The organism is Mesorhizobium sp. ArgA1, assembly GCF_053714375.1.
The window spans coordinates 373149-390285 of record NZ_JBSKBQ010000003.1; the positions used below are offsets into that span (position 1 = coordinate 373149).

The window sequence follows — 17137 nt, forward strand, 5'->3', positions numbered from 1 at the left end:
GTTGCAAGATGAGACTGTTTTCAATGCGGGCGATCGCGTTCGCGCTGGTGCTGGCGTGCACGGGCATCGCCAGTGCGCTCGCTCAACAGCAACCGGAAAACATCCCGCAGGAAAACAGCGACGCCGTGGCGCGGGCAATGGCGGCGGGTCTGCTGGAACGCCAGACAGGTGCCGCGGTACCCGCGGACAAGTTCTGGGCCTACGAGGTCGATTTCAATCTCGACGGGTTCTCGGAACTCTATGTCTATGTTTCGGATCCCGCTTGCGACGGGGTGAAGTGCGGACTGTTCCTGTTCGTGCTGGAAGGCGACGGCTATCGCGAGGTTCTCGGCGATATTCCGGGCGCCAGGCTGACACCCCCGGACAGGGTCGCGCTCGGTGCTTTCAAGCGCAACAGCTTCATCGACCTGCAGCTCGACCAGAAGCTGTTTGGCTGGACGGGCGATCGCTATGCCGATGTCTCGAGCTTCCCTGCCACCTCGCTCGACGGTGCCGGTTTCATCGCTGCCTGCCAGAAAAGCAGGTCAAACGAGCAGCCCGAAGAGGGCGAGGCCGAAAAGGTCGCGGGCGAATGCCAATGCCAGTTCAACCGCTTTCAGGCGATCGGCTTCACACAGGCCGACCTCGATCAATATGCCGCCTCGCTCGGCGAGAAATTCGACTATCCGACGGGCGACAAGGAGAAGGCCTGGCTGGCCATCGCCACCAAGGCAAGCGACACCGCAACCGGTTGCGACATTATCGGCGCCAAGAGCCAGTGGCAGCCGGCCTACTTCAACCATGGCGACCAGACGCAAGAGAGACTGGAATTCAGTAACTTCATCGCCGCCTGTCCGGCTCAGGATTTCATCCTGGGCAACCGCAAGATCGGTTCGCCGGATCGGGCGCTTGGGCTCTGCGGCTGCCTGGCGCGCGAAATGCCGACGCAAGGCGTGAAGCAGGACGGGCTGGACCTGCTGACGCAATATTATCGCGATGAGATATCCGATAGTGATGTCGATGCCGGAAACACGGACCTTTTGGCCGAGCACGACAAGGCCTCAGACGCATGTCTCAGCCAATTTCCGGCGAAATAGTCGACCGCCGGCGGCAAGCGCCGGAATGATAAGGTCGAGCCTATGAGATTCGCGTTCCTACAAGAACCTCCCTTCTGCTTTACCGACCACTCCGGGGCACTGCACGGTTGCGACGCCAAGCTGGCGGAAAAGGTCTGCGCACTGCTGGCGGAGCCATTTTCACCGGTCGAGACTGAGTTTGCCGAACTGCTCCGCGGTCTGGTCGATGGTCGATGGGACATGACGACGGGCCTCTTCGTGTCGGAAGAGCGCGGGATGCTTGTCGACTTCACCCGGCCGATCTGGATGCTGGCTAACGGACTTCTGGTCGCCAAGGGCAACCCGCGTGCGTTCGACGGCTACCGATCCGTTGCCGGGGATCCGTCAGCCTTGATCGGCATCATATCAGGCCAGATCCAATACCAAACAGCCCTGCAAAACGGTGTTCCGCCCGAGCGCATCAAGGTCTTCGCCACGCAGGCTGAAGCGGCTGATGCCGTCGCTGCCGGTGCGGTGCACGCCTATGCCAGCGTCGCCATGGCGCATCGCGGCTATCTCGGCAGGCACCCCGATGCGCCGCTCAGTGTCATCGACGTTACCGCGGCGGAAAAACAGCCGGCTGCCGGTGCCTTTGCGCTGGCCAAGGGCAATGCGGCGTTGCGCCGGCGCATCGATTCCTGCCTCGGCGATGTGCTGGGCAGTGCCTGGCACCGCGAGATGATGAGCGAGTATGGATTTTCCGGCGCCGACATCGATCGCCTCCTGTGAATCCGACCGCTGGCTAGAGCTTGATCACGTACTCCTTGCGAGTCGTTTCAAGCACTTCCCAACTGCCCTTGAAGCCGGGCCTGAGCACGAAACTGTCGCCGGCGCGCACCGTGCGCGCCTCGCCGCCGTCCTCAGCTATCACTGAAACGCCGGACAGGATGTGGCAGAACTCCCATTCGTCATAGACGATGCGCCATTTGCCCGGCGTCGCTTCCCAGATGCCGGCGTAAAGGCCGCCCTCGCGCTCCTCGACATTCCAGGTGCGGAATTTCGGATCGCCTGCAATCAGGCGATCCGGCGCCGGCGCGCCATGCTCGGCGTCGACGCTGTCGACGCCGATGGACAGGAATTTTGGTTCAGCCATGATCAGACCTTGGCCAGAGCCTGTTCGAGATCGGCGACGATGTCGTTGACATCCTCGATGCCGATGGAGAGCCGCACCGTGTCCGGTCCCGCGCCGGCCTTGACCTTCTGCTCGTCGGAGAGCTGGCGATGCGTGGTTGAGGCCGGGTGGATGACCAGCGACTTGGTGTCGCCGACATTGGCCAGATGCGAGAATAGTTCGAGCGCCTCGACGAATTTGACGCCCGCCTCATAGCCACCCTTCAGGCCGAAGGTGAAGACGGCGCCGGCGCCCTGCGGCGAGTATTTCTTCTGCAGCGCGTTGTTCTTGTCAGAAGGCAGGCCGGGATAGTTCACCCAGGCGACCTTGAGGTGGTTTGACAGCCAGCCGGCGACGGTGACGGCATTGTCGCAATGACGCTGCATCCTGAGCGGCAAGGTTTCCAGACCGGTCAGGATCAGGAAGGCGTTGAAGGGCGAGATCGCCGGGCCGAGGTCGCGCAGGCCAAGCACGCGTGCGGCGATGGCGAAGGCGAAATTGCCGAAGGTTTCGTGCAGGACGAGGCCGCCATATTCCGGGCGCGGCTCCGACAGCATCGGGTATTTGCCCGATTTCGACCAGTCGAAGGTGCCGCCGTCGACAATGGCGCCGCCGATCGAATTGCCGTGACCGCCGATGAATTTGGTCAGCGAATGGACGACGATGTCGGCGCCATGCTCGATCGGCCGCACCAGATAGGGCGAGGCCAGCGTGTTGTCGACGATCAGCGGCAGGCCGTGCTTGCGGGCGATGTCGCCAATCTTCTCGATGTCGACGAAGGTGCCGCCCGGATTGGCCAGGCTCTCGATGAAGATCGCCTTGGTCTTGTCGTCGATCTGGCTCTCGAAGGTCGAGACGTCGTTGGTGTCGGCCCAGCGGACTTCCCAGCCGTAATTCTTGAAGGCATGGCCGAACTGGTTGATGGAGCCGCCATAAAGCCTTGTCGCGGCGACGAAATTATCGCCGGGCCGCATGAGATTGTGGAACACGATCACCTGCGCGGCATGGCCGGAAGCGACGGCGAGCGCGGCGGTGCCGCCTTCAAGCGCTGCGATCCGCTCCTCAAGCACCGCCTGGGTCGGGTTCATGATGCGGGTGTAGATGTTGCCGAAGGCCTTCAACCCGAACAGCGAGGCGGCATGGTCGGCATCGTCGAAGACGAAAGACGTCGTCTGGTAGATCGGCGTGGCGCGTGCGCCCGTCGCCGGGTCTGGCTTGGCGCCGGCATGGACGGCGAGCGTGTTGAAACCTGGCGTACGGGTCATCTAAACCTCCCTCTCCTGAAATCTTTTGATATCGCCGGGCATTCTTGGCGAAGCCGGGTGACGAATGCAAAGAAGAAAATACCTTTCCGCAGGCGATCCGGGACGAACGCCTCGGAATATCCGTTTCTTCCCGGAAAAATATTGCGCCGACGGCTGGCCGTTTACTTCTGGCGCACGCCGAAGCTCTGGAAGCCCTGGCGCATCAGCGGCTTCTTCGACGACAGGACGCCCGAGTTGACGCCGGTCCAGCCGATCTCGCCGGACAGCTTGCCGTATTCAATCTTCGGGCAGCGGTTCATCACCACCTTGATGCCGGCCGCCTCGGCTCGCGCGGCTGCCTCGTCATTGCGCACGCCAAGCTGCATCCATAGCACTTTTGGCAAAGGGGTCAGCTTCAGCACCTCATCGACAATGCCAGGCACAGCTGCGGAGGCCCGGAAAATGTCGACCATGTCGACTGGCTCCGGCAGATCGGCAAGGCTGGCATAGGTCATGCGGCCGAGGATTTCCTTGCCGGCCTGCCCAGGATTGATGGGGAACACCAAAAAGCCCTTGGCCAGCAGATATTTCAGCACGAAAAAGCTCGGCCTGACGTCGTTGGCCGACGCACCGACCATGGCGATGGTCTTCACAGAATTGAGGATGCCGCCGATATAGGCATTGTCGTAGGCGTCGTGGTTCATGCGGCAATCGCCTTCCTGCGGTAGTGATAGCGGTAAAGTTCACGGCTGAAGCCGAGCGAGGCATAGAGCGCGCGGCCCGGCGTGTTGTCGGCGACGACCTGCAGGCAGGCCGCCGAGACCCCTGCTCGCCGGGCCCAACCGATCAAACTGCCGACCGTCCTGCGGCCCAGGCCTTGCTGCCGAAACCGGGTGTCGGTCTCGACCGACTCCACCACAAGCAGTCCATCGCGGATACCGCCATAGGCCAAAGCGACAATTTCGCTGTAGTGCTCGCAGGACACGAACGCCTTGTCGCCGACGACCAGCCCAGGCATCTCGCGAAAGACGCGGCGATCGGTGTCGTCATAGGCGCCCATGCGGAACCGCGCCGAGAACCAGTCCTCATCAGGCGTCGGCGAAACGGTGACGTGCTCGTCGCTGATATCAGCCAGTTCGTCGATCGCGCCATAGAGATGGATGGTCCCGCCTTCGAAGGCGTAGCCGTGGCGTTCGAGCAGCGCGTCCATCTCGGCAGCGATGTCGGCAACCCGAAACAGTGGCGTCTGGCCGTGGCCGGCATAGAATGCCTCGGCGACGTTTAGCACTCTCTCAGGCGCGCCGCGCTTGCCGCGCAAGGGATTGACCGAGTTGCTGCGCCGGGTCCGGCCGCCGGAGCGCCTTAGAAGCCAGCCGTCGGCGACCGTCTCGACAGCCGCCGGCCATGCTTCGCGGCAAGCCTGTTCGCTCCGCCAATTGAGATCATCGTCGCCCATCGTCATTCGTCGCCTTCCCGCAGCGCCTCTTCCATAAACGCCTGCGGGTCGGTGCAGAAGTCGCGCATCATGCGAAAATGATCGGTATCGCTGAAATCGGTCGGATCAAGGCCGAAGCGGCTGATGCGAAACAATCGAGCGCTGGGACAAGCCATCAGCAGCGGCGAATGCGTGGCCATGATCACTTGCGCCGTGCCCGACTGGTCCATGCGCCGCAGCATCTTCAGCAACTCGATCTGCCGCGACGGCGACAGCGCGCTTTCGGGCTCGTCGAGGATGTAGATGCCTTGCCGGCGGCAGCGCTCCTCGAAGAAGCGGATGAAGCCCTCACCATGTGACCAGGACAGGAAGTCCGGCGGCGTCCCGCCGGATTCGCGCGCCGCCTCGTCGAGGTAGCGGGCGACCGAATAGAAGGATTCGGCGCGGAAGAACCAGCCGGCGGTAACCTTCGGCAGCCAGTGGCAGCGAAAAGTATCCGCCAGCCCGGCGCCGCTTTTGTCGATGGCCCGAGAATGGTCGACGGGCATGTAACCCTTTCCGCCGCCTGCCTCGTCGTAACCGGCCAGAGCGCCGATGGCTTCCAGCAGCGTCGATTTGCCGGTGCCGTTCTCGCCAACGATGATGGTGATCGGCGTGGTGAATTCCAGTTCGAACTCACCGCCACGAAACAGCGGCAGGTTCCAGGGATATTTCTCCCAGTCCTCGACCTTTGCGGGGTCGAGCAGGATGCGCTTGAGATAAGGCGCCTTCAGCCGCGTCAGTTGCTTGCGATAAGCCATTCGGACCGATCAGCCCGGCAGCGAGATGGTGCCGTCATCCGCGATCGGAAAGGCCGGATTGTGCGCGACTTCCCAGACATGGCCGTCGGCATCGGCGAAATAACCGTACCAGCCGCCCCAGAAGGCGCGCCCGGCCGGCTTGACGATTTTGCCGCCGGCCTTTTCGGCCATCGCAAGCACCTCGTCGACTTCAGCGTCGGTGCGGGTGTTGTAGGCGAGGTAGACGGCAGCTGGCCCCTTGGCGAAGGCGATGCCCGAATCCTCCTCGGCGCTGGCGCGCGGGAACAGGCCGAGAATGGCGCCGCCCATCTGGAAGAAGGCGACACCGTCGGTGATGCCGGCATGACGCTTGAGGCCCATGCTCTCATAAAAGCGCACGGCGCGGTCGAGATCGTCGGTGGCGATGGTGATGATGGAGATGCGTGGTTCCATGTTTTAGTCGTCCGTCCATTCCGGCTTGCGCTTGCCGATGAAGGCGCCGATGCCCTCCTCGGCGTCGCGCGCCAGCATGTTCTCGACCATGGTGCGGCCGGTAAAGGCATAGGCGTCGGCCAAGCCCATTTCGGCCTGCGCGTAAAAGGCTTCCTTGCCGGTCTTGACCACCAAAGATGATTTGGAAGCAATGGTTTGCGCGTATTTGGTGACGATCTGATTCAGGTATTCACGCGGCACGACGCGGTTGACCAGGCCGAATTCCTTGGCGGTTGCCGCGTCGATGGTCTCGCCGGTCAAAAGCATTTCCATGGCGTGCTTGCGCGAGACGTTGCGAGACAGCGCCACCATCGGTGTCGAACAGAACAGGCCGATGTTGACGCCCGGCGTGCAGAAGGTGGCCTCATGCGAGGCAATGGCGAGATCGCAGCTGGCGACCAGTTGCAGCCCGGCGGCGGTGGCGAGGCCGTCGACCTCGGCGATTATCGGCAGAGGATGGCGAACGATTGCCTGCATCAACGCCGCGCAGGCCGAAAATGTCTGCTCGAAAAACGCCTTGCCCTTATCCGCATCGGCGCGGCGCGCTGTCATTTCCTTGAGGTCATGGCCGGCACAAAAAACCTTTCCGGCCGCTGCCAGGACGACAACACGAACGGATTTGTTGGCCTTGGCCTGATCGAGTTCGGCACTCAGCGCCGCCATAGCGGAAAGCGACAATGCATTGGCGGGCGGGTTGGCGAGCGTCAGGCGCAGCACGCCCTTGTCCAGCCTTGCGATGACCGGCCCATCTATGGCAGCAGGTTTGATGGCAAGGATTTCGGCCATGATAAGGTCTCCGCGATTCCGCTGGCGCCGACAGACTATCTAATATCGGATCGGGTTTCATCAACACCCATCGCTTGCGCCAGAAGGGTGAAGGTGTTGCCAGAAACGCGCCAATGCGGTCATACAGGCCCGGAAAGAACGAGAGACCGACATGCCTGCCCAGGACGATCTCAAGCCGGTGCTGACGGCAGCCGAAGTCAATGCGCTGATGGCAAGTGTCTATCCGCAGCTTAACGACGAATTCGCGTCGTATGAGGCGCTCGACGTATTCCCTGGCGGCTGCACGGTGCGTCTCAACGCCAACGTGCGGCATCTGCGCCCCGGTGGCACGGTGTCCGGCCCCTGCCTGTTCACTCTGGCCGACATTGGCGGCTATGTCTGCGTGCTCAGCCACGCCGGACAGGATGCCCTATCGGTGACCACAAACCTCAACATCAATTTCATGCGCAAGGCCGAGGCCGGGCCGATCGACGGCCATTGCCGCATCCTCAAGCTGGGCAAGAGCCTGATGGTGTTCGATATCGACATTGTTGCCGGACCGGAGGGGCACACGGTAGCCCATGCCACGGGCACCTATTCGATCCCGCCGAAGCGGACGTGATGTTGAGTTTCAGACGAGATGTGTATATATATGCGCATAGGTGACCTTTGCTGGAACGTGACAGCCGCAAGATCGTAAAGCGCCTCAAGGATGAAGGTTTCGAGCTGATTTCGGTGCGAGGCTCGCATCACAAGTTCCGCAAGGGTCCGATTGTGTTGATTGTTCCCCATCCCGAGAAGGATCTGCCAACCGGCACCGCTCATGCTATCGCCAAGCAGGCAGGCTGGGTAAGAACGGTTTGAAGTTTACCGGAGATCGCCATGAAGAACTACTTCGCGTTGGTCGACAAAGACCCCGACAGCGCATTTGGCATCCGCTTTCCTGATATTCCTGGCTGTTTTTCGGCTGCGGACGAAGCAGAGGATATCGTGCCGAATGCGGTTGAAGCGCTACAACTATGGGCGGAAGATATGCCCGTTCCTGAACCGTCGAGTCACGAGGCGATCCTTGCGCTTCCCGACATACGCAATGCACTTACTGAAGGCGGTTATCTGGTCTCGGTGCCCCTCATCGACAATGACAGTGCGGTCGTGAGAGCGAATGTCACTTTTGAGCGCGGTGTGTTGCGGGCAATTGATGCGGCAGCGCGCGAACGGGGCATCACGCGATCGGCATTTCTCTCCAGTGCTGCCCGCAAGGAAATCGAGTCCAGGCACTAGAGATGCCTGAACTGCCTGGTGCAAGCGGAAATGGCGCAAGACTTTATGTGGTAAAATAATACCTTTTTACCAAACCTTTGATTCTATTACACTTAATGCGCTTGCAGACTTTTCCTTCGCCTTGACGCGCTCACTCCCCTCGCCTATAAGCCCTCCCGAAGCAGCGGCCCGCAAAGGCCGCCGTTTTGTTATTGGCGGCGGGCAGGTGCCTTGTCACCAATTCAAGCAACAAGAAACGCTTTCTCCATCGTTCGGGGAAGGTCCAAACCGAAAGTGACAAAATCCATGGCAACCTTTTCGCAGAAGCCTGCGGATGTGGTGAAGAAGTGGGTGCTGATCGACGCCGAGGGTCTCGTCGTCGGCCGTCTCGCCACTGTCATCGCCAATCATCTTCGCGGCAAGCACAAGCCCACCTTCACCCCGCATGTCGACGACGGTGACAACGTCATCGTCATCAATGCCGACAAGGTGGTGTTCACCGGCAAGAAATTCACCGACAAGGTCTATTACTGGCACACCGGCCACCCCGGCGGCATCAAGGAGCGCACCGCGCGCCAGCTGCTCGAGGGCCGTTTCCCCGAGCGTGTCGTCGAGAAGGCCGTTGAGCGCATGGTCCCGCGTGGCCCGCTCGGCCGTCGCCAGATGAAGAACCTGCGCGTCTATGCAGGCGCAGAGCATCCGCACGTCGCCCAGCAGCCCGAGACCCTCGACGTGGCCAAGCTGAATTCCAAGAACAAGAAGGTCGCATAAGATGGCTGAGCTTTCCTCGCTCGCAGAACTGGGCGCCGCCACCGGCAACACCAACACGCAGGCCGCGGCCCCCGTCCATGTCCAGAAGCTCGACAAGTCGGGCCGCGCCTATGCCACCGGCAAGCGCAAGAACGCCATTGCGCGCGTCTGGGTGAAGCCGGGCTCCGGCAAGATCGTCGTCAACGACAAGGAATTCGCAACCTATTTCGCGCGTCCGGTCCTGCAGATGATCCTCAACCAGCCGATCATCGCCTCCAACCGTTCGGGCCAGTACGACATCGTCGCCACCGTCATCGGCGGCGGCCTGTCCGGCCAGGCGGGTGCGGTTCGTCACGGCATCTCCAAGGCGCTGACCTACTACGAGCCGGCACTGCGCGCCGTGCTCAAGAAGGGCGGCTTCCTGACCCGCGACAGCCGTGTCGTCGAGCGCAAGAAGTACGGCAAGGCGAAGGCCCGCCGTTCCTTCCAGTTCTCGAAGCGCTAAGCGCTACGCAATTTGGATTATCGAAAAGGCCGCCTCGGGGCGGCCTTTTTTTGAGGTCTCGGCAATCACTCCACCCGCGCCTTCGGCGCGACCTCCCCATCGAGGGGAGGTAGGGGCCACGGCAGTTTCACCGTCGAACAATCCACTAAGCCAGGCAGTCCCATGGCGCGGGGACCTACCTCCCCTCGATGGGAGGTTGGCGCGCAGCGCCGGGTGGGGCGACGGCGCCGAATGCAGTTATTGGCCGCGTCCGGCCGGCGTCTTGATGTAGTCGATGAAGGCACGCAACGGCGCCGGCACCAGACGCCGCCCGGGATAATAGAGAAACGGTCCCGGAAAGCTTTGCCACCACGGCTTCAGTATGGGTTCCAGGACGCCGCTGTCGAAATGTGGGCGCACCCAATCTTCGAAGAGCCAAAGGATGCCTACGCCGGCAATCGCGGCATGGATATTGAGATCGACGCCGCCGCCAATGCCGACGATCAACGGCCCCGACGTATCGACCCGCACCACCTCGCCATCGCGCTCGAATTCCCAAGGCGTCATGGCTCCACTGGGGAAGCGGCCGCGCAGGCAGGCATGGCCAAGCAGTTCGCTGGGGTGTTGCGGCCGGCCATGACGATCGAGGTAGGCTGGCGCGGCAGAGGTGGTGAAGCGCTGGACGCGCGGTCCTATCGGCACCGCGATCATGTCCTGCTCCAGCCGTTCGTCGTAACGGATGCCGGCGTCGCAGCCGGCGGCAAGCAGATCGACAAAGCTCTCCTCCACGACCACCTCCAGCCGGATCGCCGGATAGGCGGCAAGGAAGCCCGGCACGATCTTGGGCAGCACCAGCCGTGACGCGCTGACGGGAACATTGAGCCGCAAAGTGCCGGCAGGCCGGTCGCGAAAACCGTTCACCACGTCCAGCGCTGCCTCGACTTCACCGAGCGCCGGGCCGAGCCGCGCCAGCAGGCCGCCACCGGCTTCGGTGAGCGCGACGCTGCGCGTGGTGCGGTTGAAGAGCCGCACACCCAGTTGGGTTTCCAGACGGCGAACGGCTTCGCTAAGCGCGGAGGCACTGCCTGCGGTCGATCGTGCGGCCTCGCGAAAACCGCCGGCGCGCGCCACGGCGAGGAATGCCTGGAGATCGTTGAGGTCAGCCGCCATTGTTCGCAAATCCGCACAAGTTGTTTCGATTATATCCGGTTATCGAGACAGCAGCCATGCTCTATCTCCAACGCCGAGACACAAGGAGAAGCAGCATGTCCAATATCGGCAAATCCGGCACCTATAAGCTCGGCGACCGCACGGTCCGTCGCCTCGGCTATGGCGCCATGCAACTTGCCGGGCCCCACGTGTTTGGTCCGCCCAAGGATCGCGACGCCGCGCTGGCGGTGCTGCGCGAGGCGGTGTCATCGGGCGTGGACCATATCGACACCTGCGACTATTACGGCCCGCACGTCACCAACCAGATTATTCGCGAAGCGCTCTCGCCTTATCCCGAAGATCTCGTCATCGTCACCAAGATCGGCGCCCGCCGCGGCAGCGATGCGTCCTGGCTGCCGGCTTCCTCGCCCGAGGAACTCACCCAGGCCGTGCACGACAACCTCAGGAATCTCGGACTTGAGGTGGTGGACGTCGTCAATCTGCGCATCATGTTCGGGATGGGGCCGACCGAGGGCTCGATCGAGGCGCAGCTGACTGCGCTTGCCGAGTTGCAGCGCAAGGGACTGGTGCGCCATATCGGCCTGAGCAACGTCACCCCTGCGCAGGTCGAGGAAGGGCGCCGGATCGCCGAGATCGTCTGCGTGCAGAACCACTACAATCTGGCGCATCGGGATGATGACGCCCTGATCGACAATCTTGCCCGCGACGGCATCGCCTATGTGCCGTTCTTCCCACTCGGCGGCTTCAACCCGCTGCAGTCCTCGACCTTGTCGGATGTGGCGGCGCGGCTCGGCGCGACGCCGATGCAGGTCGCGCTGGCCTGGTTGCTGCGCCGGGCGCCGAATATTCTCTTGATCCCGGGCACGTCATCTGTCGCGCATTTGCGGGAAAATCTGGCGGTGGCGGAGCTGGAGCTGTCCGCTGATGTACTCGATGAGCTGGACGGCGTGGCGAAGGCTGCTTGAGGCCAATCTCAGGGGCCTGGCAGTCACCCAACCCGCGCCTTCGGCGCGACCTCCCCATCGAGGGAAGGTAGGGGCGCGCGCTATATATTCGCCGCTCCGCTTCTTACAGACTAGGGCAGACCGACGTCGAACGAAGGTCTGCCGTGACGCCCGACCTCCCCTCGATGGGGGGAGGTCGGCGCGCAGCGCCGGGTGGGGTGATGGCGCCAACGTCAAACTTCTAATTGATACTCGCCGTATTCGCCGGCTCGGCCGGCTTTGCCTCATCGGCGTAAGGCACGCGAAACCCATTTGCCGCCAGCCAGTTAATCGCCGCCTTCGGTTCGTCGGTTTGGATGATGGTGGCGCCGCGCTCGGCCCAGAAGCCCCAGGTCTCGGCCGGCAGGCTGGCCGCGACCGCCAGTTCGTCACCGCGGCCGCCGGAGAGGAAGCCGCCCGGCTTGTTGACGATGGCGTAGGTGTCGGCCCAGATGTGCCAGCCGCCGCGCACCGACACCGCCCGCATGCGGGTGCTGAACAGCGGTCCGCCCGTCTGCGTCAGCGTCTCAGCCCCTGCCCGCCAGTTGATCAGCTCGATCGCGCCGGGCGCAAAAGCCTTGCCGACCTGCTCGGCGAAGGCAGCGTCCTGCACCGCATCGTCGGCGATGATCGGCATGAACTGGAAGCCGCCGCCAATGGCGTCCAGCGTCGTCTTGACGGTGTCGATCCGCTGGTGGTTCCACAGGTTTTCCTTGACGATCACCTGTTCGGCCATGCCGAGGTCGCGGGCGACACCGATCATACCGGGCAGCGCCTGGACATCGAGTTTGTTGTCGAGGTTGATCAGGATGCGATCCTTGGTCGCCAGCAGCATTTCGCGCAGCGTCGACACGGCTTCATCGGTGACGACGCCGGTGCCTTCGACCACCAGCCTGCAGCGTTTGAGTTCGGCCAGCGTGTAGTTGACCACCTCGCCCTTGCAGTTCGTGGTGCGGTCGAGCCAGCTGTCATGCATGACGACGAATTCGCCATCCTTCGAGCGCCTGATGTCGACCTCGACGATCTCAGCACCAATGGTAATCGCGCCTTCGACGGCGGCGAGGGAGTTTTCGGCATAGAGCGTCTTGCCGGCCTGCATACTGCCGGCGCGATGCGCGGCAATCATGACGTGGTCGCGCCACTGGTTGGCATGTTCGAAGCGGTCGAGGATCTGCCGGGCGCGGGTTTCGCCCGCCAATGCCTGGCCGGTGAAGGCCACAAGCGCTGTCGAGAGCAGAACGCTCAGCCATATGGTCCGCATCGAGAATCGCTCCTTGCAGGATCGACCCGGGGATAGGCGACGTCAGTGACAGGCCGGTGAACGAAGCCGGCTAGTGGATTGTCGCGCCGCTGCAACAAAGTCGTGCTGAAACCATGCCGGCAGCGCGCCGAAGCGGAATTGAGAAGGCAGCCTGTAGAACGCTACGGCGTTTCGCCACGCTGCGACTGGTATCTTGCGTGCCGGTTCTGTAGTTGTGGCAGCCCGATGAACAAAGAGGACCCATAATGGCGAACCAGACCATCGATAACGCCTTCACCGCCCGCTCCAAGACGGGGGCATCCTTCGAGCCGACCTATGCCGGCGCGCTGTCGTTCATGCGGCGCAAATACACCAAGGATGTAAAGGGCGCGGACGCGGTGGTATGGGGCATTCCCTTTGATGCCGCCGTCACCAACCGGCCGGGCGCGCGCTTTGGGCCGCAGGCGATCCGCCGCGCCTCGGCGATCCTCGACAACGACCCGCAATATCCATTCTCGCGCGACCTGTTCGAGCATCTGGCCGTTGTCGATTACGGCGATTGCCTGCTCGATTCGGGCAATCACCAGAAGACGCCAGGCACGATCGAGCGCGAGGCGGCAAAGATCCTGAAATCAGGCGCTTTCCTTTTGTCGCTCGGCGGCGACCATTTCGTCACCTGGCCGCTGCTCAAGGCGCATGCCGCCATCCACGGGCCGCTGGCGCTGGTGCAGTTCGACGCCCACCAGGACACCTGGCCGGATGACGGCAAGCGCATCGATCACGGCTCCTTCGTCGGCCGAGCCGTCAATGAAGGCATCATCGATCCCGACCGCTCGATCCAGATCGGCATCCGCACGCATGCGCCCGATACGTTCGGCATCAAGATCCTCTACGGCCACGAGATCGAGGAGATGCGGGCGTCAGACATCGCCTATGCCATTGTCGACCGCACCGGCGGCAGGAAGACCTATCTCACCTTCGACATCGACTGCCTCGACCCGGCCTTTGCGCCCGGCACCGGCACGCCGGTCGCCGGCGGACCATCCTCGGCAAAAATCCTGTCGACGCTGCGCCAGCTCGGCCAGGTCGATATAATCGGCGCCGATGTCGTCGAGGTTGCGCCGGCCTATGATCACGCCGATATAACGGCTATCGCCGGCTCGATGGTGGCCATGCACTATCTTGGCCTGGTGGCCGAACGAAAGGCGCGGGCCTTCGAGTTGAACAATGGCAATCACGGCGCGGCGAACCACGGCCAAGGCATATAGGTTTGAATTAGCAGGGAATTTGGCAGGGACATGAAACCGAAAATCTTCATCGACGGCGAACACGGCACCACCGGCCTGCAGATCAGGGCGCTGCTGGCCGAGCGCGGCGATCTCGAGATCATCTCAATCCCGACCGAGCGCCGCAAGGAAACGGCGGCGCGCGCCGAATTCCTCAATGCCGCCGATGTCGCGATCCTGTGCCTGCCGGATGCTGCCGCCAAGGAAAGCGTGTCGCTGATTGCCAACGACACCACCAAGGTGATCGACGCCTCGACGGCGCATCGCGTCGCCGAGGGCTGGGAATACGGCTTTGCCGAACTGGACAAGGGACAGGCCAGGACCATCGCCAACGCCAGGCGCGTCGCCAATCCCGGCTGCTGGCCGCAAGGACCGATCGCGACGCTGCGGCCGCTGGTGACGGCAGGCCTGCTGCCGCCGGATTTCCCTGTCACGGTCAACGGCATTTCGGGTTATTCGGGCGGCGGTCGGCCGATGATCGAGGAGTATGTCGCCCAGGGCGAGGATGCCTCGGAATTCCTGCCCTATGGGCTGACCCTGCAGCACAAGCACGTGCCGGAGCTCAGGACCTACGCAAAGCTGTCGCACGATCCGATCATGCAGCCGGCGGTCGGCAATTTCGCCCAAGGCATGATCACGGTGGTGCCGCTGCAGCTCGGCGGTCTCGACCATGTGCCGACCGGTGCTGAACTGCACGCTGCGATCGCCGACCATTTTGCCGCCATCCAAGGCGGCGTGGTCGAGGTGGCGCCCTACGCGCATATGGAGCGCATGCCGGAGATCAATCCGGAGGTCTATAACGGCACCAACCGCATGAAGGTCTATGTCTTTGCCAATGACGACAGGGCACAGGCGCTGCTGATTGCCGTCTACGACAATCTCGGCAAGGGCGCCTCGGGTGCGGCCGTGCAGAACATGGACCTGATGCTCGGCCTGTAAAAATAGACCATGCCTGCATTTCCAAGGCGCTGGAAGGTCAGCGCGCCTGAACTTATTGCCGAGACCTTTTCAAGCCGCATCTGGAAGGTGCGGCGCGAGGATGGTTCGCCAGCCATCGTCAAGGCGCTCAAACCTTTCGACGATGTCGAGGATGAGCTGCGCGGCGAACACTATCTCGCCTGGCGGCGCGGCGAAGGCGCGGTGCGGCTCTATGGCCGCGACGGCCACCGCATGCTGCTCGAATATGCCGGCGACACCCTGCTTGCCGAGGTTCTCGACAAAGACGGCGACAACGCCGCCACCGCAATCGCGGCCGAAGTGATGGCAAGATTGTTCTCGCCGTCGAAGCACTCTGCCCCACCGGACCTGCAACCGCTGCGGACACGGTTTGCCAGCCTGTTCAAGAAGGCCATGGCTGATCGCGACGCGGCGGAGCCGAGCCTTTACGTCAAGGCCGCCGCCATTGCGGACCGGCTGCTCGATGCCCCGCATGCGGTCGCGCCACTGCATGGCGACCTGCATCACGACAACATCCTGCACGGCGCGCGCGGCTGGCTGGCGATCGACCCCAAGGGCGTGCTCGGCGATCCCGGCTTCGACGCTGCCAACATGCTTTACAACCCGCTCGAGCGCGACGACCTCTGCCTCGATCCCGAACGCATCGCGAATATGGCCGAAATCTTTGGCAAGACGCTCGGCCAGACGCCGGCCGCCATCCTCGACCATGGCATCACCTGGGGCTGCCTGTCGGCCGCGTGGCATCATGAGGACAAGAATGCGGTCGACGAGAACCGCGAACTGTCGGTCGCCGAAGCGATCCGGAAGGTGCGGCTCAGCTTCTGACCCGACGCGATCACGTCATGGCAGCGACGTAACGACCGGCTTCGATTGCAACCCAGACAATCGCGGCGGCCAAGACACCGTAGACGATGTATCTGCGTTTCATGGGCGGCCGCGTCGGCAGCGGATAGGCGCCCTTGGTGCCGCGCCAGTGCGCGGCGGCAAAACCCAGCAGGACAAGCGCGACAGCCTGATGAGTCAGCGCCATGTGCAGCGGCACCTGCATCAACAGCGTGCCGATGCCGATCGAGGCCTGAACCAGCACCAGCAGAAACAGCAGCGTCGCGCGCCTTGCATGCGTCGTTCCCGGCTGGCGCGCCCGTGTCGCGATCATATGCCAGAGCGCGACGGCGAAGACCGTGTAGGCGCCAAGCCGGTGGACGAACTGCACCGTCTTCGGGTTCTCGAAGAAATTGCGCCACGCCGGTTCAAGCAGCAGCAGGTCGCTGGGGATGATCTTGCCGTCCATCAACGGCCAGGTGTTGTAGCTCAGGCCGGCGTCGAGCCCGGCGACCAGCCCGCCGAGATAGATCTGGATTAGTGCCAGCAGCACGATGAAGCAGGCGAGCTTTTGCGTCGACCGGTCGGCGGCGGGTTCGGAATGCGGCGCCAGGCCGCGCGCCACCACCATGGTGGCGGTGAAGATCAGCGCGGCAAGCGTTAGATGCGTCGCCAGCCGGTATTGGCTGACGGCGACGCGGTCGACAAGGCCGGAGGCCACCATCCACCAGCCGATGGCGCCTTGCAGGCCGCCAAGCAGCAGAATGCCGAGTAGTTTCGGCCCAAGGCCGCGCTCGATGCGGCGCGTCGCCCAGAAAACCAGCAGCGGCAGCCCAAAGACGAGGCCGACGCTGCGCGCAAGGATGCGGTGCGCCCATTCCCACCAGAAGATCGACTTGAAGGCGTCGAGGCTCATGCCCTTGTTGAGCTCGGCATATTGCGGGATCTTTTGGTAGAGCTGGAATTCCTCCTGCCACTCGGCGTCGTTGAGCGGCGGTATGACGCCGTGGATCGGCTTCCATTCGGTGATCGAAAGGCCGGAATTGGTGAGCCTGGTGGCGCCGCCAACGAGCACCAGCGCAAACAACACCAAGATCACGACATAGAGCCAGCCGCGCACCAGCGCCCGGTTGTTGAGGTCGCGGTCGCGGGCCGTGTAAGGCGCGGCAGCTGATATGGCAGCCATGGGCTAAGTCCCGGCAGTTGATGTGACGGAGTGGTGAACCATCGCAACCCGGCTGACAAGACCAGACGGCGCGGCACGC

Annotated in this window: 21 protein-coding genes; 11 read left to right on the plus strand and 10 right to left on the minus strand. The window is 62.9% G+C overall.

Annotated features, from left to right (window positions below; translation table 11 throughout):
- Positions 1-8 precede the first annotated feature (8 nt).
- Positions 9-1076 carry a hypothetical protein gene (locus ACWGTI_RS11615; RefSeq protein ID WP_454587228.1) on the plus strand — a complete coding sequence of 356 codons (1068 nt, stop codon included), beginning with the start codon at positions 9-11 and terminating at the stop codon, positions 1074-1076.
- Positions 1077-1118: 42 nt separating this feature from the next.
- A complete protein-coding gene (locus tag ACWGTI_RS11620; protein ID WP_454587229.1) occupies positions 1119-1823 on the plus strand; it encodes a transporter substrate-binding domain-containing protein in 705 nt (234 codons plus the stop codon).
- A gap of 13 nt (positions 1824-1836) precedes the next feature.
- Here the strand turns inward: ACWGTI_RS11620 and ACWGTI_RS11625 are convergent, their stop codons facing one another.
- The 7 genes from ACWGTI_RS11625 to ACWGTI_RS11655 all read right to left on the minus strand — a co-directional run bounded on the left by ACWGTI_RS11625 (position 1837) and on the right by ACWGTI_RS11655 (position 6941).
- Entirely contained in the window at positions 1837-2187 is a 351-nt protein-coding gene (locus tag ACWGTI_RS11625; RefSeq protein WP_454587230.1) for a cupin domain-containing protein, read from the minus strand.
- A 2-nt stretch (positions 2188-2189) separates the two neighbouring features.
- A complete protein-coding gene (locus tag ACWGTI_RS11630) occupies positions 2190-3470 on the minus strand; it encodes an O-acetylhomoserine aminocarboxypropyltransferase (RefSeq protein ID WP_454587231.1) in 1281 nt (426 codons plus the stop codon).
- Positions 3471-3631: 161 nt separating this feature from the next.
- Entirely contained in the window at positions 3632-4153 is a 522-nt protein-coding gene (locus ACWGTI_RS11635) for a CoA-binding protein (protein ID WP_454587232.1), read from the minus strand.
- Positions 4150-4911: a GNAT family N-acetyltransferase gene (locus ACWGTI_RS11640; protein ID WP_454587233.1), complete on the minus strand. Its 762-nt coding sequence runs from the start codon at positions 4909-4911 to the stop codon at positions 4150-4152. Before ACWGTI_RS11640 ends, ACWGTI_RS11635 begins: the two co-directional genes overlap by 4 nt.
- Entirely contained in the window at positions 4908-5684 is a 777-nt protein-coding gene (locus ACWGTI_RS11645) for an AAA family ATPase (protein WP_454587234.1), read from the minus strand. The genes ACWGTI_RS11640 and ACWGTI_RS11645 overlap by 4 nt, the downstream gene beginning before the upstream one ends.
- 9 nt (positions 5685-5693) lie before the next feature.
- On the minus strand, positions 5694-6116 hold the full coding sequence (locus tag ACWGTI_RS11650; protein ID WP_454587235.1) for a VOC family protein: 423 nt from the start codon (positions 6114-6116) through the stop codon (positions 5694-5696).
- A 3-nt stretch (positions 6117-6119) separates the two neighbouring features.
- Complete coding sequence (locus tag ACWGTI_RS11655; protein WP_454587236.1) at positions 6120-6941, minus strand: enoyl-CoA hydratase; 822 nt, start codon at positions 6939-6941, stop codon at positions 6120-6122.
- Between the two features lie 151 nt (positions 6942-7092).
- Here ACWGTI_RS11655 and ACWGTI_RS11660 point away from each other — a divergent pair, with 151 nt between their 5' ends.
- The 5 genes from ACWGTI_RS11660 (at position 7093) to rpsI (ending at position 9435) form a co-directional block, all read left to right on the plus strand.
- A complete protein-coding gene (locus ACWGTI_RS11660; RefSeq protein ID WP_454587237.1) occupies positions 7093-7542 on the plus strand; it encodes a PaaI family thioesterase in 450 nt (149 codons plus the stop codon).
- A gap of 50 nt (positions 7543-7592) precedes the next feature.
- Complete coding sequence (locus ACWGTI_RS11665; RefSeq protein WP_454587324.1) at positions 7593-7784, plus strand: type II toxin-antitoxin system HicA family toxin; 192 nt, start codon at positions 7593-7595, stop codon at positions 7782-7784.
- Positions 7785-7802: 18 nt separating this feature from the next.
- Positions 7803-8201 carry a type II toxin-antitoxin system HicB family antitoxin gene (locus ACWGTI_RS11670; protein WP_454587238.1) on the plus strand — a complete coding sequence of 133 codons (399 nt, stop codon included), beginning with the start codon at positions 7803-7805 and terminating at the stop codon, positions 8199-8201.
- Between the two features lie 285 nt (positions 8202-8486).
- On the plus strand, positions 8487-8951 hold the full coding sequence (rplM, locus tag ACWGTI_RS11675) for a 50S ribosomal protein L13 (protein ID WP_454587239.1): 465 nt from the start codon (positions 8487-8489) through the stop codon (positions 8949-8951).
- A gap of 1 nt (position 8952) precedes the next feature.
- Positions 8953-9435, plus strand: coding sequence for a 30S ribosomal protein S9 (gene rpsI / locus ACWGTI_RS11680; RefSeq protein ID WP_454587240.1), 483 nt, complete (start codon positions 8953-8955; stop codon positions 9433-9435).
- A 237-nt stretch (positions 9436-9672) separates the two neighbouring features.
- Here rpsI and ACWGTI_RS11685 read toward each other — a convergent pair whose 3' ends face one another.
- Positions 9673-10584: a LysR family transcriptional regulator gene (locus ACWGTI_RS11685; RefSeq protein ID WP_454587241.1), complete on the minus strand. Its 912-nt coding sequence runs from the start codon at positions 10582-10584 to the stop codon at positions 9673-9675.
- A 95-nt stretch (positions 10585-10679) separates the two neighbouring features.
- Here ACWGTI_RS11685 and ACWGTI_RS11690 point away from each other — a divergent pair, with 95 nt between their 5' ends.
- Positions 10680-11549 carry an aldo/keto reductase family oxidoreductase gene (locus ACWGTI_RS11690; protein WP_454587242.1) on the plus strand — a complete coding sequence of 290 codons (870 nt, stop codon included), beginning with the start codon at positions 10680-10682 and terminating at the stop codon, positions 11547-11549.
- A gap of 220 nt (positions 11550-11769) precedes the next feature.
- Here ACWGTI_RS11690 and ACWGTI_RS11695 read toward each other — a convergent pair whose 3' ends face one another.
- A complete protein-coding gene (locus ACWGTI_RS11695; protein WP_454587243.1) occupies positions 11770-12828 on the minus strand; it encodes a glycerophosphodiester phosphodiesterase family protein in 1059 nt (352 codons plus the stop codon).
- A 245-nt stretch (positions 12829-13073) separates the two neighbouring features.
- Here ACWGTI_RS11695 and speB point away from each other — a divergent pair, with 245 nt between their 5' ends.
- Genes speB through ACWGTI_RS11710 form a run of 3 tightly spaced genes read left to right on the plus strand, consistent with a single transcriptional unit; the run spans position 13074 to position 15875 of the window.
- Complete coding sequence (speB, locus tag ACWGTI_RS11700; protein WP_454587244.1) at positions 13074-14075, plus strand: agmatinase; 1002 nt, start codon at positions 13074-13076, stop codon at positions 14073-14075.
- A gap of 30 nt (positions 14076-14105) precedes the next feature.
- Positions 14106-15032 carry an N-acetyl-gamma-glutamyl-phosphate reductase gene (argC, locus tag ACWGTI_RS11705; RefSeq protein WP_454576082.1) on the plus strand — a complete coding sequence of 309 codons (927 nt, stop codon included), beginning with the start codon at positions 14106-14108 and terminating at the stop codon, positions 15030-15032.
- A 9-nt stretch (positions 15033-15041) separates the two neighbouring features.
- The gene (locus ACWGTI_RS11710; RefSeq protein ID WP_454587245.1) at positions 15042-15875 is read left to right on the plus strand and encodes an aminoglycoside phosphotransferase family protein; all 834 of its coding nucleotides are present in this window, start codon (positions 15042-15044) and stop codon (positions 15873-15875) included.
- Between the two features lie 10 nt (positions 15876-15885).
- Here ACWGTI_RS11710 and ACWGTI_RS11715 read toward each other — a convergent pair whose 3' ends face one another.
- A complete protein-coding gene (locus tag ACWGTI_RS11715; RefSeq protein WP_454587246.1) occupies positions 15886-17058 on the minus strand; it encodes a COX15/CtaA family protein in 1173 nt (390 codons plus the stop codon).
- Positions 17059-17137: the final 79 nt, after the last annotated feature.